Origin of the sequence: Dysgonomonas sp. ZJ279, from assembly GCF_011039205.1 — a bacterium.
GTDB lineage: Bacteria > Bacteroidota > Bacteroidia > Bacteroidales > Dysgonomonadaceae > Dysgonomonas.
In genome coordinates, this window is record NZ_JAAKEL010000005.1 from 98,757 (window position 1) to 123,342 (window position 24,586).

Sequence of the window (24,586 nt, forward strand, 5' to 3'; positions counted from 1 at the left end):
ATTTATGATAAAGGAAATTTTATCTCGGATTATGATATTAAGGGCGGTAATACAATTGCTGCTTGTAGTTGGCTTCTTGTCTTGCACTTCAAGTCCTAATAAGGATGCTCAGCTAAATACAACTGAAACAGATACCAAACTCGTAGAAGATACCCTCTCATTCGATGAGTTGAGGTCGGCAGTAACAGAGCGTTTCGATGTAATGCTTAAGCTAAGAGTATTACCAAGCCGAAATATTGAGACTCTGAAAACGATTATACTCAACGATATAGAGATTTATTCTAATAGTTCGCAAAGCAAGGCACAATTGATCGAACTTACCCGATACAGTCTCAATCAGATGAATGCCGTTCCCCTGAATGCCGGAGACCGTGAATTTATAGTAGATGTCTATTATCATCTTTCACTGCATGCCGGTATAGATATTGCTGATATACTCGATGAATGGTTGGGTGGAGATGGATTGGCAGAAATTGAGAAAGATAGGAAAAATATTAAATGATGAATACTTCCTTATCCTTAAACATTTTTAACGCCCAAATATACCATTTCAAATTTAACATTTCTATTTTTGTGTTGCTTATAGAAAAAAGGAATAATAACAAAATAATAATAACTAAATAGAACAAATAGTATGGCGCAAGTTGATATTCGCGAATTGACTGAGAGAATACAAAGTAAAAGCACTTTCGTTGGAGCCCTCACAATGGGTATGGATAAGGTGATTGTAGGTCAGAAACACCTTGTAGAATCTCTATTGATAGGACTATTAGCCGACGGACATATCCTTCTCGAAGGGGTACCCGGATTGGCGAAGACATTGGCTATAAAAAGCTTGGCATCACTTATCGATGCAAAATACAGCCGTATACAGTTTACTCCCGACTTGTTACCAGCCGATGTGGTGGGAACAATGATTTACAGCCAGAAGAACGAGGAGTTCATCGTAAAACACGGTCCTGTGTTCTCTAACTTCGTATTGGCGGATGAAATAAACCGTGCTCCGGCAAAGGTACAAAGTGCCTTGCTCGAAGCCATGCAAGAGCGTCAGGTTACTATTGGCGAAAAAACATACAAACTTCCTGCTCCATTCCTTGTAATGGCAACTCAGAATCCTATCGAACAAGAAGGTACATATCCTTTACCCGAAGCACAGGTAGACCGTTTTATGTTGAAGGTTGTAATTAATTACCCTAAGAAAGCCGAAGAGCAATTAATTCTTCGTCAAAATCTGATGGGTGCTTACGAAACACTAAGACCGGTAATGACTGCCGACGAAATTATCGAAGCTCGTAAAGTAGTGCATGATGTGTACTTAGACGAGAAAATCGAAAAATATATTGTAGATATCGTATTTGCAACACGTTTCCCTGAAGATAACGGATTAACATCGTTGAAAGGTATGATCGGATTCGGAGCATCGCCACGTGCATCTATCAGTTTGGCATTGGCGTCGCGTGCATATGCGTTCATCAAAGGTCGCGGATATGTTATCCCTGAAGATATACGTGCAGTATGTCACGATGTAATGCGTCACCGTATCGGTCTTACTTACGAAGCTGAAGCGAATAATACCACTTCGGACGAAATCATTAGCGAAATATTGAACAAGATAGAAGTACCTTGATACAGTAGCCCCTCCTGACCTCCCCCAAGGGGAGGAATACAAAGAGGGTATAATTGATATAGACGAAGTAATTATTTTTGCGCTAGCAAAGCCCCTCCTAGGGAGGGGTTGGGGAGGCTCTAACTGATTTAAAGAATGGAAACAAGCGAACTATTAAAGAAAGTACGCCGTATAGAAATAAAGACCCGTGGATTGTCGGCAAATATATTTGCAGGACAGTATCACTCAGCCTTCAAAGGTAGGGGGATGGCTTTCTCCGAGGTACGCGAATACCAGTATGGAGACGATATTCGCGATATCGACTGGAATGTAACCGCTCGCTACAATCGCCCTTATATAAAGGTGTTTGAAGAAGAGCGCGAACTGACCGTTATGCTCTTGGTCGATGTGTCAGCCAGTCAGGATTTTGGTACACGCAATACTATCAAACGCGATATAGTAACCGAAATGGCTGCGACGCTGGCATTTTCGGCTATTCAAAATAACGATAAGATAGGTGTGATCTTCTTTTCGGATATGATAGAGAAATTTATTCCGCCTAAGAAAGGTAAGAAACACATACTCTATATCATCCGCGAGCTGATCAATTTCGAGGCACGGAGTACAAAGACCGATCTGAATATGGCATTGAAATATCTGACTAATGTCATCAAGAAACGTTGTACGACCTTTATGATCTCCGACTTTGTCGATAATGGAAACTATGATAATGCACTTACCATTGCCAACCGTAAACACGATATAGTAGCATTGCAGGTATACGATCATTTCGAGTCGGAATTGCCGAATGTAGGTCTGATGAAAGTGCTCGATGCCGAAACCGGTGCCGAAGAATGGATAGATACCTCGTCGAAAAAAGTAAGACAGACGTATAAAGACTGGTGGATGAAACGACAAGATTCGATGCAGAATATATTCAATCGCAGTCGTGTCGATAGTGTATCGGTGCGTACCGACGAAGATTATGTGAAAGCTATGCTTGCACTATTTAAAAAGAGAAGTTGATAATTAGCCAATGAGAAAATTTGCCAATTTGCTAATTTACCAATCTACTAATTTACTAATTAGATTATGTTGAAAATAAAGAATTACATACTGTTTGGTGTACTATGTTTTCTGAGCATTTCTGTTTCCGCACAGAAGTCGACCGTCAGGGTGACCGTCGAGCCGTCAGATATATTGATAGGCGATCAGGCAGTTATTAATTTAGAGGTAATCTCACCCAAAGGGCGTAACATTATATTCCCTGTTTATGCCGATACACTGATCAAAGGTATTGAGGTGTTGAAGATGGAAAAGGTCGATACGACCATGACTGAGGTGATGACTCTCAGCCAGAAGTACATCATTACATCGTTCGACTCTACGCTCTATCACGTTCCCTATATGGAAGTTATAGACGGTGTAGATACACTTCGTTCAAACGACTTCGGATTGAAGGTGACCTCTCCCCAGCTATCCGATTCTACGATGGCATATCTGGAGATGCTGAAAAACCACGAAACAGATTCGATAGACTTTGTTAAACTTCAGATATCGGATATCAAAGATGTACAAAGTCCTAAATTTGTTTGGCAAGATTATCTGTCCGATTTCCTTATTCCGTTTCTTATATTGATTGCAATAGGCGCAATAGGATTGGCGATTTATTTCTTCACAAGGAAAAAGAAAAAAGGATACTTCTTCACACCTAAAGTGGTGCTTCCGCCTCATGTGGTAGCATTGCAGGGTCTCGATAAGTTGAAGGCGAAAAAGCTAAGTCAGAAAGGCATGGAGAAAGAATACTATACCGAACTTACGGATATTGTACGTCTCTATATCGATCAGCGATTTGGTATCAATGCACCTGAGATGATAACCGAAGATATTATAGAAGCAGTGCACAGATCGACAGATGCAAGTTCACCCGAAAATAGCTTAAGCCAGATTCTAAGACTTGCCGATCTTGTGAAGTTCGCTAAATATAATCCGCTACCCGACGAAAATGATTTGAGTTTGGTAAATGCTTATCTGTTTGTTAATCAGACTAAGATAGAAGAAGTGACACCTGTCGGTCAGCAACCCGCAAAAGGTGATGCAGCCGTAGCGCCGACTTTGCCTGTCGATAACAACAATACACCAAATAGCTAAAAGAAAAAGAAATGGAATTTGCAAACCCTAAATATTTACTGTTACTCTTTCTGCTTATACCGCTAATTGTATGGTATATTGTCAAATTGAGAAAAGTACAGGCAACATTCAAAATGTCGTCGACCTTGCCTCTCAAAAACATAAAGCCGACAGTCAGAGTATATCTGCGCCATTTCCCGTTTTTGTTGCGGGTAATAGCTCTTGGGCTGATAGTGATTGTGTTGGCACGCCCTCAAAGCGTCAACTCTTCCGATATATCCAATTCGGAAGGTATCGATATTGTGATGGCGCTCGATGTATCGGGAACGATGATGGCACAAGATTTTTCGCCCAATCGTCTCGAAGCAGCAAAGAAAGTAGCGGCCGAATTTATTAACGACCGTAAGAATGATAAGATAGGATTGGTTGTTTTTGCAGGCGAGAGTTTCACTCAATGCCCCTTAACGACTGATCACCGCATATTATTGAATCTGCTCAACGAGGTAAAGTATGGAATGATAGAAGACGGAACAGCTATCGGTCTTGGTCTGGCCAATGCGGTAAACCGATTGAAAGACAGTAAATCTAAATCGCGTGTCGTAATACTTCTTACCGATGGATCTAACAATGCAGGACAGATAGCACCCATGACGGCAGCCGATCTTGCAGCATCGTACGGCATACGTGTATATACTATCGGTATAGGCTCGCGTGGTTCGTCGATGGTGACCGATCCCCGTACCGGACAGCAATATCGTATAGATGCTGATATCGATGAGCGTGTGTTGACGGAAATAGCTTCCATCACAGGTGGAGAATATTATCGTGCTACCGACAATACAAGTCTGAAAGCGATATACGATCAGATCGATAGTATGGAAAAATATCATATAAGTGTCAATACTGTGACTAAGCGAAAAGAATTGTATATACCGTTTGCTCTGCTGGCTTTATGCTTGGTAGGATTCGAGTTGATTCTTCGCCGTACATTGTTGAGAAGTATACCATAAAGCTCGAGCCCTCCTAGCCTCCCCCAAGGCGAGGAATTAGCGAAGCCACGAAATGGTATAGAAAAGTAAATGGATGATGAAAAATTATAAATATAAAACAGATACTCTCTCTGATCCCTCCCCTTGGGGGAGGCTAGGAGGGGCTTAATAAAAACTCTCTCTGATTCCTCTCTTTAGGGGAGGCTAGGAGGGGCCAATAGATATAAAATATGCACATGTTTAAGTTTGCAAACCCCGAATTTCTATATTTATTTATCCTGATACCTGTATTCATTATAGGCTTCATATTACTGAATATAATGAAGCGTAAAGATGTACAGAAGATTGGCGATCTGAGGCTGGTAAAGCGTATGATGCCCGAGCTGTCGCTCAAACGTTCGTACCTTAAATTCTGGCTGGTGCTGGTTGCTATCGGTTTCGGAATAGTAATTCTGGCACGTCCGCAGTTCGGAACAAAAGTAGAGAAAGTTGACAAAAAAGGTATCGAACTCGTTATCGCTATCGACGTATCTAATTCGATGATGGCTGAGGATATCAAACCCAATCGTTTAGCCAAAGCGAAGCAGATCCTTACACGTATCATAGACGAACGGAAGGACGATAAGGTAGCCATAGTTGTATTTGCAGGAGAAGCATTTATCCAGTTGCCGATGACTGCTGATAACCAGTCTGCAAAAATATTCCTCGAAACTATCGACCCGAGCATTGTGCCCGTACAGGGAACTGTGATCGGTAGCGCCATAGATATAAGTATGAGCTGCTTCTCTAACGAGCAGGATATAGATAAAGCAATCGTATTGATTACCGACGGTGAAAGCCACGAAGGCAATGCCGAAGAGGCTGCTGCCAGAGCTGCTGATGCAGGAGTTCATGTAAATGTGGTGGGTATCGGCTCACTCGAAGGTGCCCCTATTCCTGTGGCAGAAGGGTCGAGCAATCAGAAACGCGATAATACGGGACAGGTTGTAATGACCAGACTAAACGAAGAAATGTGTAAGAGCATAGCTAAAGCCGGTAAGGGACTTTATGTGCATGCCGACAACTCGAACAACGCACTGAAAAGCCTTCAGGCCGAATTGGAAAAATTACAGAAAAAAGATATAGACGGAGTAGCATACTCGGAGTATGACGAAAAATTCCAGATATTTGCATGGGGAATGTTTATCCTTTTATTGTTAGAAATATGTGTATTCGATAAGAAAAACAGATTGTTTAGAAATATCAGACTCTTTAAGTAAGATAGCAGATGATTATGAAACGAAGTATATTTATACTATTATTTATATCCCTTACAGTTACTCTCTTTGCCCAAAAAGAAGAGCGAAAAGCTGTACGTGCAGGAAACAAGGCTTATAAAGATCAGCTTTACGGTACGGCCGAAGCTGAATACGATAAGGCGATAAAAGTAAATCCCAGTTCGAAAGAAGCATCTTTCAACTTGGCTAACTCGTATTACAAACAGCAAAAATGGGATGATGCCCTCGCCGAATATCAGCATTATCTGACGCTCGAAAACGAAGATCCTACTAAAATGAGTTCAGCATGGAGCAATGTCGGTAATACGTATCTTAAGAAAAAAGCGAACGAGAAAGAAGGTCAGCAGCCTGTTATGCCGGGTCAGATGCCGGGAGCGCAGCAAAAACAAGGACCCGATAACCTCAAGTTGTCGATGGAAGCCTACAAAAATGCACTTCGCCTCAATCCCAAAGATGAGGAAACCCGCTATAACCTTGCTGTGGTTCAGAAAATGATCAAAGATAAGGAAGAAGAAGGCGGCGGTGGCGGCAAAGACGATCAGCAGCAAAATAAAGATCAGGATAAGGACAAAGATAAAGACCAAAATAAGGATCAGAACCAAGATCAGAATAAGGATCAAAATAAAGACCAAAAGCCTGACCAGAATAAAGATCAGGAACAAAAAGAAAATCAAATGTCGCAGGATAATATCCAGCAGATACTGCAAGCGATAGAACAAGATGAGAAAGAAACTCAAGAGCGCGTGAAACAAACGAAAGCTCAAGACCGTAAGAAACAAAACGAAAATAACAGAAGACAGAATAAAGACTGGTAAATGGTGCATACAGGAGATATACGGAGATCGTGCTTTCTTGCAATTTTACTCTTACAGTGTTTTGCATTGAGTTTTGCTCAGCAAAAGCAAGAGAGAAAGCAGCAAAAAAAGTCTGCTGTAGAGATCGATGCATTTATAAAAACGGTAGTATCTAAATCGAGTGTTCATCTTTCAGATACATTGACCATTACTTACCGTTTATACACCACCGTGGATATAAATAGAGTAGTTGAGGTAGATTTTCCATATATACGCGATTTTTATACTGCGAATATGACTCCGTCGCGTCAGAAAGTGGAAGAAGAAAAGATAAACAACATTAAATATAGGGTGATAGATCTTCGCACATTAGTATTGCAACCTCGGTCGATAGGAGAAAAAACTATTCCCGAAGGGGAAATAACACTTGAGTACGCAATCCCTACAGGCCGTAAGATACGCAATGCATGGGGCGAAATATACGACGAAGCTGAACGAAAACTGGAAACATTGACTATCGATCCTGTAATCATAAATGTACATGATATGATAGCACTATAAAATTATTAACTTTGCGCGTCTTGCTGATTTAATACAACGAAGTGGTCTATGCTTTTTGTTTTTCGTATTATATTGTCGTCCGGAAGAACTAAAGATCTCGATTGTGAGATGCTTTACTACCGTTCAGTATGACAGCGAGAGTAAACTTATTCGGTTTTTTGAATAAACATTGATGATTATATTATTAACCTAAGAAATAAAAGGTCACAGACCTTTAAAAAGTGAAATTTAAACGATGAGGAAATATTGGTTTTTATTAATATTACTGCTCATAGGCATAACCAAGATACACGCACAGGATGTGAGTTTTGTTATCAATGCTCCAGCTTCGGTAGTAAAGGGAGCACAGTTCCAGTTGCAATATATACTTAAAGGCGGTTCGGGTAAAGATATAGATGTTCCCGAAAATATTAAAGGCTTCGATGTCTTGTTCGGCCCATCCATATCGCAGGTGTATAGCTCATCCAATATCAACGGTAAAGTAACATCCGAAAGCAATGTTACCTATACCTATGTTGTAATGGCAAAAGAGGAAGGAACGTTTACGCTTCCTGCTGCATCTATCAAGGTAGGTGGCAGTAACTACACGTCGAATACGAAACAAATAAGGGTACTGCCTGTCGATAAAAACGCCCAACCTACACGACCCGGTCAGCAGCCGCAGGCAATAACATCATCGTCGGTAGGAGAAGTTAATCCTAAAGATGCTTTTGTTCGTGCTATTTTCTCCAAAACCAAGGTAAACGAACAGGAAGCCGTAATGGTTACTTTCAAGTTTTACACGACTTTGAATATCAGAAGTGTAGGTAAGATTGAGTTTCCCGAGTTTGAAGGTTTTATGACAGAAGAGTTCGATCTTCCTGCCAATCGTCAATGGATAATGGAGCATTACAACGGACGTAACTATATGACTATCGATGTGAAAAAAACACTGTTGTTTCCGCAACGTTCGGGTAAGATAACTATTCCTTCGGGAGCAATGGAGATCGTATTCGAGGTAAGTTCGGGACAGCGTGTCGATACATTCTTTGGCCCTCAGGATGTAATGACCGAGACTCGTAAGGTGTTGAAAACAACACCTGTGACAGTAGATATATCCCCACTACCGGCAGGTAAACCGGCCAACTTCTCGGGTGGCTTAGGAACTTTCGCACTGAAACCGACTATCTCGGCTCAAAAGATAAAAGCGAATGATGCTGTAACTATTAAACTTGATATAGTAGGTACAGGTAACCTGAAACTGATCAAAACACCGGAGATCGCTTTCCCTAAAGACTTCGAGACTTACGATCCTAAGATAAACAACGATTTCAAAATAACAGAGAAAGGTTTGTCGGGAACCAAATCGATAGAATACCTCTTTATTCCACGTTATCCGGGTAAATTTACTATTCCTCCTATCGAATTTTCGTATTACGATACCGATAGTAAATCGTATAAAACTCTTTCATCTCCTGCTTATGATCTCGAAGTAGAGAAAGACCCCAATGCCGGAAAGAACAACTCTGCAACGAGTTATATGAATCAGCGCGAAGTGGAAGTAGAACAAGATATCCGTTATCTGAAAACAGGCGAAATGTCTTTTTCCAACCCTAACGACTTTACTGTCGATACGGTAGCCTATCTGTTGTGGTACATAATTCCCGTAGTGCTGTTCTCTACATTCCTTATCGTATACCGCAAGCAAATAAAAGCGAATTCGGATATAGCGATGATGCGTACCAAGAAGGCAAATAAGGTGGCGACCAAGCGTCTCAAACTGGCTAAGAAATATCTTGCTACTCACAATAAAGATGGTTTCTACGAAGAAGTACTGCGTGCCGTGTGGGGATATCTGAGCGATAAACTGACAATTCCTGTGGCTGATCTTAGCCGCGAGAATATCGAATTTGAGTTGTTGAGATATGGAGCAGACGAAAATCTGGTGAGCCAATATATATCGATACTCGATACCTGCGAATTTGCGCGCTATGCTCCGGCAGAATCAGATAAGGCAATGGACAATCTCTATGCCGAAACAGTAGATGCTATCGGTAAGATGGAAAGTACGAAACGCCCCTCCTAACCTCTCCTAAGGGGAGGTACGAGCCCCTCTCTTGGAGGGGTTGGGGAGGCTTAATTTATATTTAATTACAATTATTCATACAAGTCTATGAAACGAATCATATTATCATTTTTACTTCTGTCTGCTATATCTTGGGCTGTAAGTGCCCAATCGGTAGCCGAGCAGGCACGGGAAACCTATGATAACGGCGACTACCGCCAAACAATCGAACTTCTTGAAAAAGAAATGTTGACAGAAAAAGAACAGGGACGCGAATCGGCAGACCTTTATTACAATCTTGGCAATGCTTATTTCCGAATCAACGAAGTAGCTAAAGCACGGTTGTACTACGAAAAAGCATTGTTGCTCGATCCGGGCGACAGAGATATTCGCCATAATATAGATTATGTTTCTACCAAAATAGAGGACAAAATATTGGTGGCTGACACATTCTTTCTCAGCACGTGGTTTACAGCCGTTCAGAATCTGCTTAGTTCTAATCGCTGGGCTACATTCGGCATTGTATCCTTTGTCCTTTTCATTTTATGTTTAGCTCTGTTTTTCTTTACTAAACTTATTGTAGTGAAGAAAGGATCATTTTATGCAGGTATAATTTTAATTCTATTTACTATATTTGCCAACATATTCTCGTTCAATCAGAAACGACGGATAGAAAACCGCGACACAGCTATCATTATGGCAGGCTCGGCTTCGGTAGTCAGTTCGCCCGATATAAACAGTAAAGAACTGTTTATCCTGCATGCAGGAACAAAGGTGACGATAACAAAAGAAGACCGTAGCTGGCTCGAAATAGAAATAGACAACGGTAGTATCGGTTGGATTCAGCGCGAGAAAATAGAAATAATTTAGAACGATAACTAATATTATGAAAAACGGATGAGCTTAGTCGAGAAGCTACTGCCAATAGAGAGAAACTACTTTTTGTGGTTGAACGAACATCATTCCCCGTACTGGGACAATTTCATGGAACTTTACAGTGGCAAAATTGTTTGGCTACCTCTCGTAATTGTTGTTCTCATAGTATATATATATAAAATAAAATGGAAAGAGGCACTGGTTCTCATTCTGTGCGGTGCATTGGTTGGTGTATTGTGTGATCAGATATCTTCAAGCTTAATCAAACCTTTTTTCGAGCGTTACCGACCCACACATCATCCCGACTTTAAAGATTTGGTAAGTATCGTTCGTGGCTATCGCGGAGGGCGTTTGGGCTTTATTTCATCGCATGCTGCCAATGGTTTCGGCATAGTTACCTTTACATCTTTATTGTTCAAATACCGCCCTTATACAATTTTTGCTATTGTGTGGGCATCTATAACCTGTTACTCACGTATCTACCTCGGTGTTCATTTTATAACCGATATACTTGGCGGAATTGTACTTGGTGTTTTGGCGGGTTTCTTTTGCCACTTCATCTATTTGTCGGCACGCCATTATATTCTTAAAGTGCCTAAAGAAGAACTTTGTGTTCCCGTTCTTTCCCACAATAGAGCCAGAATTCTCATGGCTACTATTTTCCTTACAGTTGTATATATATCTGTTTATAGCGTTTTTGCTAATGGTTAATGAGGTGATGTGCTGATTAGTTTCTTTAGCTACTTGTGCAAATCAATCGTTATATTTATTCTTTTTCTTTCAACTAACGCGCCTATGGGCTTGTTTTTCATTTTGCCTTGATGCAAAACGAAACAAAAAATCAAGGCTTCATCCCTCGGCGACCCACTAACGGTTTGCCGTTTGAAAGGGACAAATGGGCTATCGCCCAATCCCTTTCTACAATGGCTGCACCGAGTGGGTAACCCCGCCTGCGTGACGGATGCCGGAGTCGCAATGTGAACGAGACAGGCGCTAGACGTGCGTCAGCATCTGCACCTAGGTTGTGCAGCCGTTATGCGAACGGTGAAATTGCCGTTAAAAACCAAATGTCGACCAGAGGGAGAGTGTATTTGGTTTAGGCAATAAGTCGATTCGCATAGGCGAGCAACCAGTGCTAGCCTTTTGGTTCGTTTTGGGCAATGCCAAAATGAACAGAGAAAAAGTTGAAAGAAAAAGAATAAATATAACGGCTGATTAACATTACCTATATTTATCTGGCAGTTACTTATTTTTGACCTTTCGGTAAGAAAATATTGCTATTCCTCTGCTATTAATCCCTTTATCATATAATAACTTAAATATGTAGGATAAATAAGGGAGTTAAACGCTTTTTTTAATATTTTTGCATTTATATTCGTATTGAATAAAGCGCATGGAAAAGAAAAAAAGCATTCTACTTAAAATTCTATCAAACGTTTACGTTAAGAATCTACTTCTGATGGCTCTTGTATTGGTTGTATTGATAACCATAATTCTTGTAGCACTTAGTTATTATACCAAACACAACGAGACAATTGCAGTGCCGACAATCAAAGGACTGCAAGTAGACGAAGCTGCAAGCATATTGCGGGCTTCGGATCTGAAATATGAAATAATCGATTCGGTTTTTCTGGCAGGAGGTGTACCGGGTGCTATTATAGATCAGGTGCCGAAAGAGATGGCAAACGTAAAAAGAGGGCGTACGGTTTTCCTTATTGTACAAGCCAAATCTGTACAGATGGTGGCAATACCCGAACTTAGAGACTACTCGCAACGTCAGGCCGAAGCGCAATTGAACTCGCTCGGTTTTAACAATATTATTATCGACCATGTACCATCAGCCTATGTCGGTCTGGTTATGTCCCTTTCGTATAAAGGACAACAACTGACAGCCGGACAGAAAATACCTAAAGGCTCTACACTCAGAATGGCAGTAGGTGGTGGCGGTGAAGACACAGGCGTCGATAGCTTAGAACAGGAAAATCCTGCGACTAACAACAACACTATAGAAAAATCTTTTTTTAAGTAATGATAGAAGATTCATTTGATGAAATAGAAGATTTTTTGGAAGAAGATCTTATCGAGGAACTAGCTGAAGAACAAAGTCCCGAAATGCATGAACACTATCGGTTTGTAGCCGATAAAGGGCAGGGTGCGATGCGTGTGGATAAATATTTATCTATGCACATTGTAAATGTTTCTCGTAACAGAATACAACAAGCCGCCGAAGCCAATTGTATATTGGTAAACGACGTGCCTGTAAAATCGAATTACAAAATAAAACCAAACGATATCATTTCGCTGGTTATGGATCGCCCGCCCCGTGTGCTGGAGATTCTGCCCGAAGATATTCCACTGGATGTAGTGTACGAAGACAAAGACGTAATGGTGATCAATAAACCTCCGGGTTTGGTTGTGCATCCCGGCTTTGGTAACTATCAGGGAACAATGGTAAATGCTATCGCATGGCGTTTGAAAGATACACCCGAATACGATGCTAAAGACCCTCGTCTGGGCGTTGTGCATCGTATAGACAAAGATACATCGGGGCTTATAGTAGCCGCTAAGAATCCGAATGCAAAGGCTAATCTGTCGGCTCAATTTTTCAATAAGACAACTAAAAGACAATACCTTGCACTTGTGTGGGGGAATGTTGTTGAAGATGAGGGACGTATAGAAGGCAATATCGGTCGTCATCCTAAAGACCGCCTGCAAATGACTGTTTTCGAAGATGGAGAGCATGGCAAACCTGCCGTTACTCACTACAAAGTATTGGAGCGATTGGGCTATGTAACCCTCGTGCAGTGCCGATTGGAAACAGGGCGTACTCATCAGATACGTGTGCATATGAAGCAGATTGGTCATACACTCTTCAATGATGCCCGCTATGGTGGAAATGAAGTACTGAAAGGAACCAATTTTTCGAAATACAAGCAGTTTGTACAAAATTGCTTCACTCTGTGCCCACGTCAGGCACTGCATGCACAAACACTGGGCTTTGTGCAGCCGACTACCGGCGAAGAACTTATGTTCGAAGCACCTGTTCCTGCCGATATGCACCTGTTGCTCGAAAAGTGGCGCGGATACATATCGAGTCGTGATATCTAATAAAAACTAAAATATAGTCAGTAAGTTATATGAAAAAGAACGTTGCTATAGTGTGGGGGGGCTATTCCTCAGAAGCAATCGTGTCGGCAAAAAGCATGGCCGGCATCTATTCTTTCTTAGATAAAGAAAAATACAATGTTTACAAAGTTGAGATAACACGCAAGGGCTGGACTGTCGATATAGATGGTGAAAAATGCCTTGTGGACAAAAATGATTTTAGTTTTGTAGACAAAAGACAGAATAAAAAAGTACCTTTCGACTTTGCTTATATAACAATACATGGCACTCCGGGAGAGGATGGCCGTTTGCAGGGATATTTCGATATGCTGCAAATACCTTATTCATCTGCAGGAATGATGGCTGCGGCGCTCACTTTCAATAAATACATCTGCAATAATTATCTGAAAAACTTTGGATTAGTGGTTGCCGATTCGGTTCATTTAAGCGAAAGACAAAGCTATGATACAGAAGCTATCGTTGTCCGATTGGGTTTGCCTGTGTTTGTGAAGCCAAGTATCGGCGGATCGAGCTTTGCAACTACGAAAGTAAAGGTTAAAGAAGAACTGAAAAATGCTATCGACATAGCATTCAAAGAAGCAAATGAGGTTATAATCGAGAGCTTTATAAAGGGAACAGAAGTGACCTGCGGTTGTTATAAAGTAAAAGACAAAGAAGTTGTTTTTCCCATTACGGAGGTAGTGACAACAAACGAGTTTTTTGATTATGATGCCAAATACGAGGGGCAAGTTGAAGAGATTACTCCTGCCCGCATTTCGGATGAAATGACAAATCTGATTCAGGCATTGACACTCAAAGTATACGATCTGGTAGGAGCAAAGGGCATTGCCAGAACCGATTATATAATATCAGACAATATACCATACCTACTGGAAGTTAACACGACTCCAGGTATGACAGCCACAAGTTTTATACCACAGCAGGTAGCTGCAGCAGGTTTAAATATTACGGATGTCTTAACAGAAATAATAGAAAACGAATTTAATTGACACTTTAGTTAATATACCATGAATAAAGAGTTTGATGACATAGCGCCTCTGGCCGATGATGAGGTTAGACAAGCAATACAGGATATATTAGTAGATCCCGGCTTCCAACATGCCGTAAGATACATTATGCCCGATATTGACTGGGAGGGCTTCTCTGCTGCCATGTCGAGCTACAATACGAAACACGATTTTCAGTTCGACATGATATACAATACTGTATGGATGTTGGCTCGTAAATCGACAACTTTGCTTAAAGGTGAATGCTGGGACAATATAGATGGAAGTGTAGAACATTTGTTTATATCCAATCACCGTGATATCGTTCTCGATGCAGGGTTTCTGAATATACTTCGATGCGAACAGAATTTAGATACTACCGAGATAGCTATTGGCGATAATCTGCTGATACATTCATGGATAGAAAAGCTGGTTCGCCTTAATAAAAGTTTTATTGTAAGACGCGGCTTAGGTGTTCGCGAACAGTTGACGGCTTCTAAGCACATGTCTGATTATATTCACTACTGTATCACTACCAAAGGTGAATCGGTATGGTTGGCACAACGTGAAGGACGTGCAAAAGACTCGAACGACAGAACACAGATCAGCTTGCTGAAAATGTTGGCATTGAGTCCCGAAAAAACACCGTTTATCGATAGCATAAGAGAACTTAACATTATACCGATAGCTATATCTTACGAATATGATCCTTGCGATTATTTGAAGGCAAAGGAGTTTCAACTGAAAAGGGATAATCCCGAATTTAAGAAAAGTCAGCGTGACGACCTTTTGAATATGGAAATAGGAATCTTAGGTCAGAAAGGAAATGTTATATTCCGGTTTGGTACATGTATCAATGCCGAAATAGATAAGATTACCGAGCCTGACAAACGTGTGCAGGTCGAAATCATAGCTAATATAATCGATAAGGAAATACATAGAAATTACGAGATATTTGCAGGCAATTATATCGCTCACGATCTGTTGCATAACGAGCAACGATTTGCCGATAAATATACGGGCGAAGATGTGGATAAGTTTAAAAACTATCTTCACAAGCAAATAGAAAAGATCGATATAGAGAATAAGGATATAGATTATTTATGGTCTAAACTCCTCGAAATGTATTCGAATATACTTAAAAATCACTTGATAGCAAGAGCATAAGCTAGCATACAAAGGGAATCTATTCGGAGCGTTTTGTAAAATATTTCTTATATTTGTAATAACATAGGGTCAGCGACCTTAAAAAACTCAACCTAATGAATAGATACTTACTAACTATTGTATGCTTCATGTTTTGCTCTATGAGCTTTGCACAAGTTGTGAAGCAAGGCGAAAAATTCATGGAAGTGTCGGAGGTCGAAGGAAAGGTTGTGTTTCTAAAGGAAATACAGCTTAAAGAAGGTACGTCCGAAAGAGATAACTATCAAATACTGAGAGAATGGGCTAAGGTCAACTACGACAAGGACCCTTTCAGATCGAGTGTGAGATACGACAACAGGAACCGTGAGATTATTGCCAAATCGAGAGTGGAATTGGTGCTTCCTATCGATACGAAGGGGGTACGTGAGAAAATGATCATGAGATACAGGATAAATGCATTCTTGTTTCAAGGAAAATGTGTACTTGAGGTAACCGATATAATTTATCTTTACGAAAATACAAAAAGTGACAAGCAGCCTTTTCCAAGGCTTATTCGTGCCGAGGACTTTATAACTGATAAGCAGCTCGAAGAAATAGGCGGTCATCTCGAATTTAAACAAAATACCAGAAAAAGTACATTCTATTTTCTTAATGAATTATCACAGGATTTAGAAAGTAAATTTGGATATTAATGTCATGTATTATGCTTTTGAGAATTTATTATTAGATCAATTGTATTGATTTTTATTACACGAAAGTATTTCATACTAAATTGTTTTATTTGTAATTTGTGGGGTTTTAATAAAAATATTAACTTAACCGAATATTTTTATTAAAACCTTATTTATGTTTACACACAAAAGTTACTTAAAACTAGGGGATGTCTTAGGAACAGACATTCTTTCTCTCCTTGATGGCGGTTATGAATTGGCTAACTGCGAATTCTCATTTCAGCAAGGAATAGATGACACAGGCAAAGCCTCTACACAAGTGTTTGGAGGGACATTGTCCTTAACATTACCCATGCTCCCACCCAAACCCATCATAGAATGGGCTCTGAACTCACGCAAGTATTTGAAAGGCGCTATTGTATTGCTCAATGACCATGATGAACCAGTAGAGAAAATCTGGTTCGAAAATGCCGCCTGTATTAGTTTAGACGTTGACTACACTCAACGAGGAGAGTCTTATATGACTACAAAAATAGAGGTACAGGCAGAGAGTCTGCTTCTTGATAACGGGTTAGACTTCGACAACGAGTGGGTAAAATAACAATAACACAAAATATTACAAAGCATGAAAATTAATCCGTCAGCAGCCGTATCGGCAATAAAAAATATGTTCCCGTTTGTAGATTCGCATGTAAATGCATTTTTTTCTTTGGACGGAAAAGAGTATGAAATAGAGCATTTTAATGTGTCTTTTCGTCAGCCTGTGGATCATAAGGGACAGCCACAAAGTGAAACAAAAGGTGGAATAATACATATTAATATTACACAAGGAGCAGATTATAATTTATACGATTGGGCAAAAAGAGAAAATAAGAGAAAAAACGGTAAAGTTCTTTTCCGAACAGAAACAGCGGGTACTGTACTCGAAGTTGTTTTTACTAATGCAAATTGTATAAGGCTTACTCGATCAATTGATTCTTTTTCAGGGACAAAGACATCTTTAGTTATAGCTCCTGAAAAGGTATCAATGAATGGGATTACTCATGAAAATAAATGGAGGGAGTAAAGTATGCCAGAACCAATAATGAGTAGAGAGCAATTTTTTACATCTGTTAAATCAGGCGGTAGGCCTACTGGTGTTATTGCAAATTTAGGCTTTGTTACTTGGAGAACTTCTATAAATAAAGATTCCGTTCCAACATCTTTAATCATAAATCCTGTATATAACCGCAAAGGGTTAACTTATTACTCTGAAACACATATTGCTGAAATTACACCTATTGTCGAAAAAGATGTAAAAACAGGTAAATATGAGATTCTGAGTGATTATAGTAAAGTACAAACAGCAACAGTTATTCCGCTTCCGCCACCTGCACTGCCAATATTCCCTGTTGGAGGTACAGCTGGCTATGAGGCACCTAGAATAACATCTCAAGATTTACAAAGATGGTCTCATGATACAAAAATGTTTATGTTGGCAATGGGAATGGCAACTTACATCATTGGGCGAGAAGAATATTTCACATGGAAAGACTTATTTCTAAATCAAGCTACAGGGACATCCAGAGAAGCTTGGAACAATCAACAAAAAAGAGAAAGGGAAGCCGAAGAGTTTGCACGATTGCAAGGGATTGGACACAAAACGATGCTAAATAATAATATATCAAATCCTCCTCCTGATGGTGGATTTGATCCCAAAAGACCTTTCAATGAAATATCTTTGGGCACGAAGATAGTGATAGGAATTACTGCAGGAGCATTTATTCTAAAAAGCATATTCTATCCGGAAGAAGAAGTCGTTGATAAAAACAAAATAAAAAGTCTCGAAGAAAAAAAAGAGAAGCTAAAAGAGTCATTAGAAAATGGAAAAAAATAAACTCAGATTAATTTTAAATACAATTTATTATTTAATTGCTTTATTCCTAATTATCAGAGTATTTTTATATCAGTATATCCCATACTCATTTAAGATTTACTGTACTATTGGGGTTGCTATAGCACTTATGTCCATAATCGTATTAGAAATTATAATCTATAAAAAAAAGAAAAAGAACCAGTCCGAAAAACCTAAAAAGATTGTAATTCCAGAGAAGATGGAGATGCACCAAAAGGTAATAAGACAGAGAAAAATGAAAACGAATATGCTATACAAATTAAGCTATTACTCATACGTGATAGTTTACAATTCATTTTTCTTTTATCTTTCTTTTCTCCTAATGCTCACCTTATTTGAAGTTGAAATACATGAAGTTTTATATTACATATTTTTCGTGTTGTTAGGTATGTTAATAGGATATTTTATATCTGATAAAGCAAGAACTTACTTGAGAAAGAATCACGAACAAAATAAAAATTGATATAGAGCATTTCAATATTCGATTTACCCAAGAGCTTGATCACAAAGGACAACCACAACATGAAACAACAGGTGGACAGATATTCCTTTCTATGACTCAGTCTATACATGAAAATCTATATGACTGGGCGAAGCGTGAGAGTAAAAGAAAAGATGGTAAAATTCTTTTCAAGACAGAAACAGCAGGTACAGTACTCGAAGTCGTATTTACCAATGCAAACTGTATTAATCTGAAACGAAAGATAAACGCTTATTCGGGTACTGAAACTACTATGGTTATCGCAGCAGAAACCGTTTCACTCAACGGTATCACTCACGATAACAAATGGAGGGATTAAGATATGGCTGAAAGAATATCGCAAGCAGAATTCGAACACAGGTGTAAGTTGGGTGCTACTCAAGATGTATTGGTAGATGGACTGGGCTATGTGTATTGGACGTCGAGAGCAGGCACAGCAATTGGTCCGTGGGGAAATAAAGGTTCCGGCAAAACCCGAGCTTATATCCTACCCGTAGTATTACCCAAACGGGGAATGCCCGATTTGTATCTTGATTGTGCCAAAGTAGCAATCGTGTTACCGGCCTTTCTCGATCCTGATTTTGGAGCACGGAAAAAAGAATCGGAAGAAAAGTTACAAGAACTCTTTAAGAAACATTATACAGATCAATCGACTAACAAACTGGATGAGTGGAGCTACAATAAAATAAAAAGGAGAATTGAAGAAGGTAGCATATCTATGGCTGACGAAATGCCTTTAGATATCAAATATTCAGATGAACTAGTCAATTATTTTGATTATCACACAGGATATGATTCGAGGAAGGTGTATGCATCGGAGATAAAAGAACAGGAATGGGATTGGCAAAGTAGAAGAGATGAATATTTAGCTGGAGAGGGTCGTAATATGCTTATGTCTAGTGTCCTGCCATCACTGAATATGATTGGTGGAGTAGGTGTGTCTATCGCAAAGATGACAACTTTAGCCGGACAAGGGAAGTATATAACATCTAAGGGATTAGTTAGAGAAATATCTACCCTATCTAAATTAACTAAACATGCACAGCCTTATGCTCAAACTGGGCGATTTATAAGATATGGAGGATATTTTAGTCTTTTTGCAGGTGGATATTTAGACTATGTAGCATACGATAATAATGAAATTAGTGGAGCGAAGGTTGCTGCAAATTCGGGAGTAACAGTAGCAGGGTTGGTTATTGGTGCATTAGTGAGTGGCTGGGTCGCCTTGACTCTTAGTGTTGGATATTTTGGCATAGATCAATATTATCCCGGTGGATGGGAAGGTTATGGCAAAGATGAAATGGAGAGAAACAGGACCAGACCCTATGCTGGTCCTAAATATTAAATGATATTATGTTGAAATTATTTCGTTATGCATTTTACAGAGCATATAAATTAATGCTTTCAATGGGTCGGAAAAATACAGAGGCATTAATAGTATTATTATCTTTCCCCATAATAGCGAATATTGAAATAATAAAGAATATTATTTGTATTGTTATGCATTATCCATATCCTAAAACAACATTATTTTATAAAATATTTATTGTTTTAACATGCATTGCTATTATATGTGCAATGCATTGCTATCTAGCAACTAATAAAAGGATGAAAGTTATATTTAAAGAGTTTGAAGATATTACCAATAAAGAAAAACATATACTGAATGTTCTCTATTTTCTCTATTTAACAGTGTCTTTCACTTTGGCTATTTATTTATCTAATATTATCAGAGCTAAGGAATATTTAAACTGGTAAAGATTAAAATATGTTGAAATCATTTAGATACGCATATTATTATCTATTTTATTTCATATATAGATTTATAGAGAATTGGAGTTTTCCAAGATTTTGGAGCGAATGGAAAACTTCGGCATTTATAAATATGACAGTTGCCGTCATTTATGGTTGTATATTTTTATATTGCGAATTATTTTTTAAAAGCTCAATGCTAAAAACGATTATGGATAATGCTTTATTACCTGTTGGAATAGGAATTTGCGTATTATCCGGTTACTTAGATTTCATGTTATTTCATAATAAGAATCAATGGCGACAAATTGTGAAGAAGTATGATAAACTATCTAAAAAGAAAAAAACAATTCGCTCAATACTAGTAATTTTTTTTATAGCTCTCATATATGGAAACTTCGTTTTATCTATATATTTAAATGAACATTCTTAAGTATTAGAAGATTATGAAAAATATTGTGTTCCGCACCCATATGGGCGTCTTAGATAAAGAAAATGAAAATATTAAAAGCATACCAATATTTGTTTTATAAACTCTATAGATCATTTGAGAAATGGAGTTTTCCTGTATTTTGGAGTGATGTAAAGGCAGCGTCAACAATAAGTATTTTATTATTTTTTACTATATTTTCTTTTTTCATTTATTATCAAGTATTTATTGATCGATATGCTCATTTATCAGATAGCAATTTCGAGATTTATATCTTTTTTGCAATAACAGCTATAATGAATTATTTTTTATTCTATAAAAATAAAAAATGGAAGAAAATTATAAAAGAATTCGATCAGCTTCCTCAAAAGAAAAATAGAATCGGTTCTGTATTAGTTATTCTTTTCCTTATATTAGTAATGGGCAATTTTGGATTTGCTATTTATATGCTAAGCCAAATAGATTGGAGTTTATATAGGTAATAAAAGAAGTCTAATTACCTTGGTGGGTGGGAAGGTTATGGTAAAGATGAAATGTAGAGAAACGGAACCAGACCTTACGCAGGGCTTAAATATTAAATTGTTTTATGCTAAAGTTACTTAGATACGCATTTTATAGAGCATATAGGTTCGGTTCTTCTTATGGAAGAAATGATGCTACGCCATTGATAGTATTATTATCTATGCCCATTATAGCCAATGTCTATATTGTAAAAGACAGTTTTCATATTATAATGCGTTATCCATATCTTAAATCAACATTATATGATAAAATATTATTAGGTATAGAGTACGTTATATTATTCACACTATTATACCGATATTTAGCATCGAAAAAAAGAATAAAAGTTATATTTAAAGAGTTTGAAGATATTTCCAATAAAGAAAAATATATACTGAATATTCTCTACTTTCTATATTTAATAGTGTCTTTCACTTTGGCTATTTGTCTATCTAATATTATCAGAGCTAAGGAGTATTTAAACTGGTAAAAGGAGACTTCAAAATTCCAATTTCAATTGCTTATCCGTAAGATTGAATGTCAATCGATGATAAGGAGTCACACCATGCAGTTCTATTGCGTGACGATGTTTTTTAGTCGGATAACCTTTGTTGCTGCACCAATCATAATTGGGATAGTCTGCATCCAGTTGAGTCATGAAATCATCTCTGTATGTTTTGGCTAAGATAGATGCCGCTGCAATAGGCAGCAACTTGCCATCACCTTTTACTACACAAGTGTGGGGTATGTCTTCATATTTCTTGAAACGATTACCATCTATCAGCAGATGCTCAGGACGCACTTTTAATGCTGCTACGGCACGTTGCATAGCCAGAAATGAAGCATTAAGAATATTTATCTCGTCTATCTCCTTGTGATCCACTATGCCTACTGCCCATGCAATAGCTTTTTCCTCTATATAAGGGCGCAATTCGTAGCGCTTCTTTTCGGTCAACTGTTTAGAGTCGTTCAGATCAGTACATATAAAATCGGGAGGTAGTATAACAGCCGCTGCAAATACCGGTCCGGCAAGGCAGCCGCGCCCTGCTTCGTCACATCCGGCTTCTATTAAATCGGGGTATAGAGATAGTTCTAGCATCGTTAAAAAGTAATTGTTACATTGTTGTCGGCAGGGAAGAAATCCAGTTCAATATCATTCGTATCCACTGGAGAGTCGAGCGTAAGCGATAACTGCTGAATCCATTTTCTCATATCATCAGTCATTTTTTCGTCACCATAAGCATGTTGAACAAATACCTGACCCATAACTTTTGCCATCCTGCTGACAACCGTATCGGGTAAGCCAAAGCCCATATTCCTTATCTTTTGAGTCGCCAATCTTTCGGATAACTGTTCCATCCGTATTTTGTTATTTACGCCCAAAGAAGGATCTTGGGGGATCGACATTACATTAAATGTTGAAATATTCATACTCGTTGGCGAGTAATCGATAGAGCGATAAGAGAAAGGGTAGGAGCACAATGTTCCTGTTTCAATATCGTAAATCGTATTTCCTTTGTCGGAAGTAAAAGCCGTAATATCATTGGCATGAAAATGACCTGTGAAGATTGCTTTCATACCTTTATCTGCAAACAAGGGGGCAAGTCGCTGCCAGTCGTCTACCAGATAGTCTTTGAAAAATGTAGACTGATACATGATGTGTTCGACCAATCCCCAGTGCATCATGCCCAGAACTTGTATATTCTTTTCTTTAGCTTCGTCCAGAATCTCTATAACCCACTTTTCAGTTTCGGGAGATAGTTTCCCCGACGAAAGGCTTCGGGTGGTGTATTCTTTATAGCGGGCTACATCGATAGCTAAAAGCCATGTGCTGTTATCCAGTTGAGCGACATAACTTAGTGATGCCGTATCGCGTTTCAAAGCCGTTCCATAACCGCAATCTTTATAAATATCTGCAAATTCTTGAGGAGAGACATTATCTACCGGCTCGGCCTTATCGCCTTCAAATCTTACGGCATTGGGCATATTGATGTCGTGATTGCCCGGAATGACAAAAACCTTCGTTCCTCTATCCTGCAACGGTTTCAGTCTTGCCCTGAAATCGAGATGGCTCTGTTTTTCACCGTCTTTAGTCATATCACCACTTACGAGCAATATATCCAGCGGTTTATTCTCATTGTAATAAGCCAGAACCTGATCTAACACTTGGGGAACAGCTTTTATATTCTTTCCGCTGGATGCAATATAATTGTTTATTGCATTGCCGTCGTCCATCAGTCTCTCCGAAAGATAATGTGTGTCTGATATTACGCCGATTTTCAGAGGTTGAGATGCCGATAATCCGAGCGAAAGGATGAGAAGAATATAGAATATTATGTATCTCATACGTTATATATTAAGCAAATCTTAGCTTTTACCCAATCTGAATAAAAGCCAAGATCAACTGATTAAATAGTCAAGATACAAAGTTAATATTGTTGTTTAAATTCCTATCATAACACCGATAGTATATGTTCTCAAATCGGGCCCTTTATCTTTGCTAAACATCGATAAAGGAGAATAATAGCCGTAAACATGGATACCATTAATACCTGCCTGTAATCTTAACTTTAAATCGATAGGGCGGATATTGAGATCACGCCCCATATTTTGTACAACCCTTCCGTTGTCCGTATAGAAGTTCACCTGCGACTTGGAGTAATATTTTATAAATCCGACAACCCCGCCCGATACATGAATGCCTGATGTCTGATATTCCATCAATAGTGGTATCGTAACATAGTACACCAAGAGTTTCGATGAATTATAATTTATACCTTCGGGAGCCGGCTCGAAGCGCGTAACACCGTCTATACGGGTCAAGGCAGCATTGTCGCGGAAATGGTAGCGCGACCATTCAAAACCTATACCGCTAACAAAAAGCCAGTTCGAATTTTTTATCTGTCTGTGATAATCGAATAAGTTTAAGGTGAAGTTATGAGAACGGCTCAATTGTAAGCTGCCGTTTGGTATATCATTGTTGTTGTAATTCATAAATCCCATACCGAATCCTGTCCAATGAGGGCTCAGTTTCTTCTTCTTTTTCCACGAGAAGATAAAGTTATAATCAGCTCCGTCGAATGCAATATTACTACTGACTTCGTTTTTTATGGGTATTATTTTTTCAGTTTCGGTAGTCGTAGCAGTCACGACTCCTGTTACAGGGTCAGTTTCGGAAACCGTTACAACTGTTCTTATAACAGTGTCTTGAACACATACAATATCATTTGCACGCAGCGATATTACCGCAAGGCATATGAACGGGAGGATAATCAACTTTTTCATATCTATTAATTGTTTAATTTCTTACTTACACTGAGAA

The 24,586-nt window shown here is 38.8% G+C and carries 27 protein-coding genes; 24 read left to right on the top strand and 3 right to left on the bottom strand.

Going from position 1 to position 24,586, the window contains the following annotated elements; all coding sequences use genetic code 11:
• Positions 1-4 precede the first annotated feature (4 nt).
• The 24 genes from G7Y57_RS08440 (at position 5) to G7Y57_RS08555 (ending at position 21,754) form a co-directional block, all read left to right on the top strand.
• Positions 5-502: a hypothetical protein gene (locus G7Y57_RS08440; RefSeq protein WP_165022290.1), complete on the top strand. Its 498-nt coding sequence runs from the start codon at positions 5-7 to the stop codon at positions 500-502.
• Positions 503-634: 132 nt separating this feature from the next.
• A complete protein-coding gene (locus tag G7Y57_RS08445) occupies positions 635-1,627 on the top strand; it encodes an AAA family ATPase (protein ID WP_165022292.1) in 993 nt (330 codons plus the stop codon).
• Between the two features lie 135 nt (positions 1,628-1,762).
• Positions 1,763-2,632, top strand: coding sequence for a DUF58 domain-containing protein (locus G7Y57_RS08450; RefSeq protein WP_165022295.1), 870 nt, complete (start codon positions 1,763-1,765; stop codon positions 2,630-2,632).
• Positions 2,633-2,698: 66 nt separating this feature from the next.
• Positions 2,699-3,757: a hypothetical protein gene (locus tag G7Y57_RS08455; protein WP_255491381.1), complete on the top strand. Its 1,059-nt coding sequence runs from the start codon at positions 2,699-2,701 to the stop codon at positions 3,755-3,757.
• Between the two features lie 11 nt (positions 3,758-3,768).
• Positions 3,769-4,746: a vWA domain-containing protein gene (locus G7Y57_RS08460; RefSeq protein ID WP_165022298.1), complete on the top strand. Its 978-nt coding sequence runs from the start codon at positions 3,769-3,771 to the stop codon at positions 4,744-4,746.
• 215 nt (positions 4,747-4,961) lie between these two features.
• Positions 4,962-5,984: a vWA domain-containing protein gene (locus tag G7Y57_RS08465; protein ID WP_185153930.1), complete on the top strand. Its 1,023-nt coding sequence runs from the start codon at positions 4,962-4,964 to the stop codon at positions 5,982-5,984.
• A gap of 14 nt (positions 5,985-5,998) precedes the next feature.
• The gene (locus G7Y57_RS08470) at positions 5,999-6,817 is read left to right on the top strand and encodes a tetratricopeptide repeat protein (protein ID WP_165022304.1); all 819 of its coding nucleotides are present in this window, start codon (positions 5,999-6,001) and stop codon (positions 6,815-6,817) included.
• Positions 6,818-7,357 (top strand): BatD family protein, encoded by a 540-nt coding sequence (locus G7Y57_RS08475; protein ID WP_165022307.1) that lies wholly within the window; start codon positions 6,818-6,820, stop codon positions 7,355-7,357. It begins immediately after the preceding gene.
• Positions 7,358-7,592: 235 nt separating this feature from the next.
• Positions 7,593-9,422 carry a BatD family protein gene (locus tag G7Y57_RS08480; protein WP_165022310.1) on the top strand — a complete coding sequence of 610 codons (1,830 nt, stop codon included), beginning with the start codon at positions 7,593-7,595 and terminating at the stop codon, positions 9,420-9,422.
• Positions 9,423-9,509: 87 nt separating this feature from the next.
• Positions 9,510-10,271, top strand: a complete 762-nt coding sequence (locus tag G7Y57_RS08485; protein WP_165022313.1) for a tetratricopeptide repeat protein — start codon at positions 9,510-9,512, stop codon at positions 10,269-10,271.
• 27 nt (positions 10,272-10,298) lie between these two features.
• The gene (locus tag G7Y57_RS08490) at positions 10,299-10,988 is read left to right on the top strand and encodes a phosphatase PAP2 family protein (RefSeq protein ID WP_165022316.1); all 690 of its coding nucleotides are present in this window, start codon (positions 10,299-10,301) and stop codon (positions 10,986-10,988) included.
• 682 nt (positions 10,989-11,670) lie between these two features.
• Entirely contained in the window at positions 11,671-12,306 is a 636-nt protein-coding gene (locus tag G7Y57_RS08495) for a PASTA domain-containing protein (RefSeq protein WP_165022319.1), read from the top strand.
• Positions 12,306-13,385, top strand: a complete 1,080-nt coding sequence (locus tag G7Y57_RS08500) for an RluA family pseudouridine synthase (RefSeq protein WP_165022322.1) — start codon at positions 12,306-12,308, stop codon at positions 13,383-13,385. Before G7Y57_RS08495 ends, G7Y57_RS08500 begins: the two co-directional genes overlap by 1 nt.
• Positions 13,386-13,414: 29 nt before the next feature.
• On the top strand, positions 13,415-14,392 hold the full coding sequence (locus G7Y57_RS08505) for a D-alanine--D-alanine ligase (RefSeq protein ID WP_165022325.1): 978 nt from the start codon (positions 13,415-13,417) through the stop codon (positions 14,390-14,392).
• 18 nt (positions 14,393-14,410) lie between these two features.
• Entirely contained in the window at positions 14,411-15,556 is a 1,146-nt protein-coding gene (locus tag G7Y57_RS08510; protein ID WP_165022328.1) for a hypothetical protein, read from the top strand.
• 95 nt (positions 15,557-15,651) lie between these two features.
• On the top strand, positions 15,652-16,227 hold the full coding sequence (locus G7Y57_RS08515; protein ID WP_165022331.1) for a DUF4468 domain-containing protein: 576 nt from the start codon (positions 15,652-15,654) through the stop codon (positions 16,225-16,227).
• Positions 16,228-16,381: 154 nt separating this feature from the next.
• A complete protein-coding gene (tssD, locus tag G7Y57_RS08520) occupies positions 16,382-16,807 on the top strand; it encodes a type VI secretion system tube protein TssD (protein ID WP_165022335.1) in 426 nt (141 codons plus the stop codon).
• A 24-nt stretch (positions 16,808-16,831) separates the two neighbouring features.
• The gene (tssD, locus tag G7Y57_RS08525) at positions 16,832-17,272 is read left to right on the top strand and encodes a type VI secretion system tube protein TssD (protein ID WP_165022338.1); all 441 of its coding nucleotides are present in this window, start codon (positions 16,832-16,834) and stop codon (positions 17,270-17,272) included.
• 3 nt (positions 17,273-17,275) lie between these two features.
• Complete coding sequence (locus tag G7Y57_RS08530; RefSeq protein ID WP_165022341.1) at positions 17,276-18,082, top strand: hypothetical protein; 807 nt, start codon at positions 17,276-17,278, stop codon at positions 18,080-18,082.
• Positions 18,069-18,563, top strand: coding sequence for a hypothetical protein (locus G7Y57_RS08535; RefSeq protein WP_165022344.1), 495 nt, complete (start codon positions 18,069-18,071; stop codon positions 18,561-18,563). The genes G7Y57_RS08530 and G7Y57_RS08535 overlap by 14 nt, the downstream gene beginning before the upstream one ends.
• Positions 18,564-18,579: 16 nt before the next feature.
• On the top strand, positions 18,580-18,900 hold the full coding sequence (tssD, locus tag G7Y57_RS08540) for a type VI secretion system tube protein TssD (RefSeq protein ID WP_255491385.1): 321 nt from the start codon (positions 18,580-18,582) through the stop codon (positions 18,898-18,900).
• A gap of 3 nt (positions 18,901-18,903) precedes the next feature.
• Positions 18,904-19,926: a hypothetical protein gene (locus G7Y57_RS08545; RefSeq protein WP_165022347.1), complete on the top strand. Its 1,023-nt coding sequence runs from the start codon at positions 18,904-18,906 to the stop codon at positions 19,924-19,926.
• A gap of 902 nt (positions 19,927-20,828) precedes the next feature.
• Positions 20,829-21,245, top strand: coding sequence for a hypothetical protein (locus G7Y57_RS08550; protein ID WP_165022350.1), 417 nt, complete (start codon positions 20,829-20,831; stop codon positions 21,243-21,245).
• A gap of 104 nt (positions 21,246-21,349) precedes the next feature.
• Complete coding sequence (locus G7Y57_RS08555) at positions 21,350-21,754, top strand: hypothetical protein (RefSeq protein WP_165022353.1); 405 nt, start codon at positions 21,350-21,352, stop codon at positions 21,752-21,754.
• A gap of 9 nt (positions 21,755-21,763) precedes the next feature.
• On the opposite strand, the gene G7Y57_RS08560 is transcribed toward G7Y57_RS08555, so the two are convergent.
• The 3 genes from G7Y57_RS08560 to G7Y57_RS08570 all read right to left on the bottom strand — a co-directional run bounded on the left by G7Y57_RS08560 (position 21,764) and on the right by G7Y57_RS08570 (position 24,549).
• On the bottom strand, positions 21,764-22,363 hold the full coding sequence (locus G7Y57_RS08560; RefSeq protein ID WP_165022356.1) for a ribonuclease HII: 600 nt from the start codon (positions 22,361-22,363) through the stop codon (positions 21,764-21,766).
• Positions 22,364-22,365: 2 nt separating this feature from the next.
• Positions 22,366-23,610 (bottom strand): metallophosphoesterase family protein, encoded by a 1,245-nt coding sequence (locus G7Y57_RS08565; RefSeq protein WP_165022359.1) that lies wholly within the window; start codon positions 23,608-23,610, stop codon positions 22,366-22,368.
• Positions 23,611-23,706: 96 nt separating this feature from the next.
• Positions 23,707-24,549, bottom strand: a complete 843-nt coding sequence (locus G7Y57_RS08570) for a hypothetical protein (RefSeq protein WP_165022362.1) — start codon at positions 24,547-24,549, stop codon at positions 23,707-23,709.
• Positions 24,550-24,586 lie beyond the last annotated feature (37 nt).

Excerpts from the sequence above, each read along its gene's own strand:
- G7Y57_RS08440 (WP_165022290.1), top strand. The coding sequence starts at position 5 with ATGATAAAGGAAATTTTATCTCGGATTATGATATTAAGGGCGGTAATA.
- G7Y57_RS08445 (WP_165022292.1), top strand. The coding sequence starts at position 635 with ATGGCGCAAGTTGATATTCGCGAATTGACTGAGAGAATACAAAGTAAA.
- G7Y57_RS08450 (WP_165022295.1), top strand. The coding sequence starts at position 1,763 with ATGGAAACAAGCGAACTATTAAAGAAAGTACGCCGTATAGAAATAAAG.
- G7Y57_RS08455 (WP_255491381.1), top strand. The coding sequence starts at position 2,699 with ATGTTGAAAATAAAGAATTACATACTGTTTGGTGTACTATGTTTTCTG.
- G7Y57_RS08460 (WP_165022298.1), top strand. The coding sequence starts at position 3,769 with ATGGAATTTGCAAACCCTAAATATTTACTGTTACTCTTTCTGCTTATA.
- G7Y57_RS08465 (WP_185153930.1), top strand. The coding sequence starts at position 4,962 with ATGTTTAAGTTTGCAAACCCCGAATTTCTATATTTATTTATCCTGATA.
- G7Y57_RS08470 (WP_165022304.1), top strand. The coding sequence starts at position 5,999 with ATGAAACGAAGTATATTTATACTATTATTTATATCCCTTACAGTTACT.
- G7Y57_RS08475 (WP_165022307.1), top strand. The coding sequence starts at position 6,818 with ATGGTGCATACAGGAGATATACGGAGATCGTGCTTTCTTGCAATTTTA.
- G7Y57_RS08480 (WP_165022310.1), top strand. The coding sequence starts at position 7,593 with ATGAGGAAATATTGGTTTTTATTAATATTACTGCTCATAGGCATAACC.
- G7Y57_RS08485 (WP_165022313.1), top strand. The coding sequence starts at position 9,510 with ATGAAACGAATCATATTATCATTTTTACTTCTGTCTGCTATATCTTGG.
- G7Y57_RS08490 (WP_165022316.1), top strand. The coding sequence starts at position 10,299 with ATGAGCTTAGTCGAGAAGCTACTGCCAATAGAGAGAAACTACTTTTTG.
- G7Y57_RS08495 (WP_165022319.1), top strand. The coding sequence starts at position 11,671 with ATGGAAAAGAAAAAAAGCATTCTACTTAAAATTCTATCAAACGTTTAC.
- G7Y57_RS08500 (WP_165022322.1), top strand. The coding sequence starts at position 12,306 with ATGATAGAAGATTCATTTGATGAAATAGAAGATTTTTTGGAAGAAGAT.
- G7Y57_RS08505 (WP_165022325.1), top strand. The coding sequence starts at position 13,415 with ATGAAAAAGAACGTTGCTATAGTGTGGGGGGGCTATTCCTCAGAAGCA.
- G7Y57_RS08510 (WP_165022328.1), top strand. The coding sequence starts at position 14,411 with ATGAATAAAGAGTTTGATGACATAGCGCCTCTGGCCGATGATGAGGTT.
- G7Y57_RS08515 (WP_165022331.1), top strand. The coding sequence starts at position 15,652 with ATGAATAGATACTTACTAACTATTGTATGCTTCATGTTTTGCTCTATG.
- tssD (WP_165022335.1), top strand. The coding sequence starts at position 16,382 with ATGTTTACACACAAAAGTTACTTAAAACTAGGGGATGTCTTAGGAACA.
- tssD (WP_165022338.1), top strand. The coding sequence starts at position 16,832 with ATGAAAATTAATCCGTCAGCAGCCGTATCGGCAATAAAAAATATGTTC.
- G7Y57_RS08530 (WP_165022341.1), top strand. The coding sequence starts at position 17,276 with ATGCCAGAACCAATAATGAGTAGAGAGCAATTTTTTACATCTGTTAAA.
- G7Y57_RS08535 (WP_165022344.1), top strand. The coding sequence starts at position 18,069 with ATGGAAAAAAATAAACTCAGATTAATTTTAAATACAATTTATTATTTA.
- G7Y57_RS08545 (WP_165022347.1), top strand. The coding sequence starts at position 18,904 with ATGGCTGAAAGAATATCGCAAGCAGAATTCGAACACAGGTGTAAGTTG.
- G7Y57_RS08550 (WP_165022350.1), top strand. The coding sequence starts at position 20,829 with ATGAAAATATTAAAAGCATACCAATATTTGTTTTATAAACTCTATAGA.
- G7Y57_RS08555 (WP_165022353.1), top strand. The coding sequence starts at position 21,350 with ATGCTAAAGTTACTTAGATACGCATTTTATAGAGCATATAGGTTCGGT.
- G7Y57_RS08560 (WP_165022356.1), bottom strand. The coding sequence starts at position 22,363 with ATGCTAGAACTATCTCTATACCCCGATTTAATAGAAGCCGGATGTGAC.
- G7Y57_RS08565 (WP_165022359.1), bottom strand. The coding sequence starts at position 23,610 with ATGAGATACATAATATTCTATATTCTTCTCATCCTTTCGCTCGGATTA.
- G7Y57_RS08570 (WP_165022362.1), bottom strand. The coding sequence starts at position 24,549 with ATGAAAAAGTTGATTATCCTCCCGTTCATATGCCTTGCGGTAATATCG.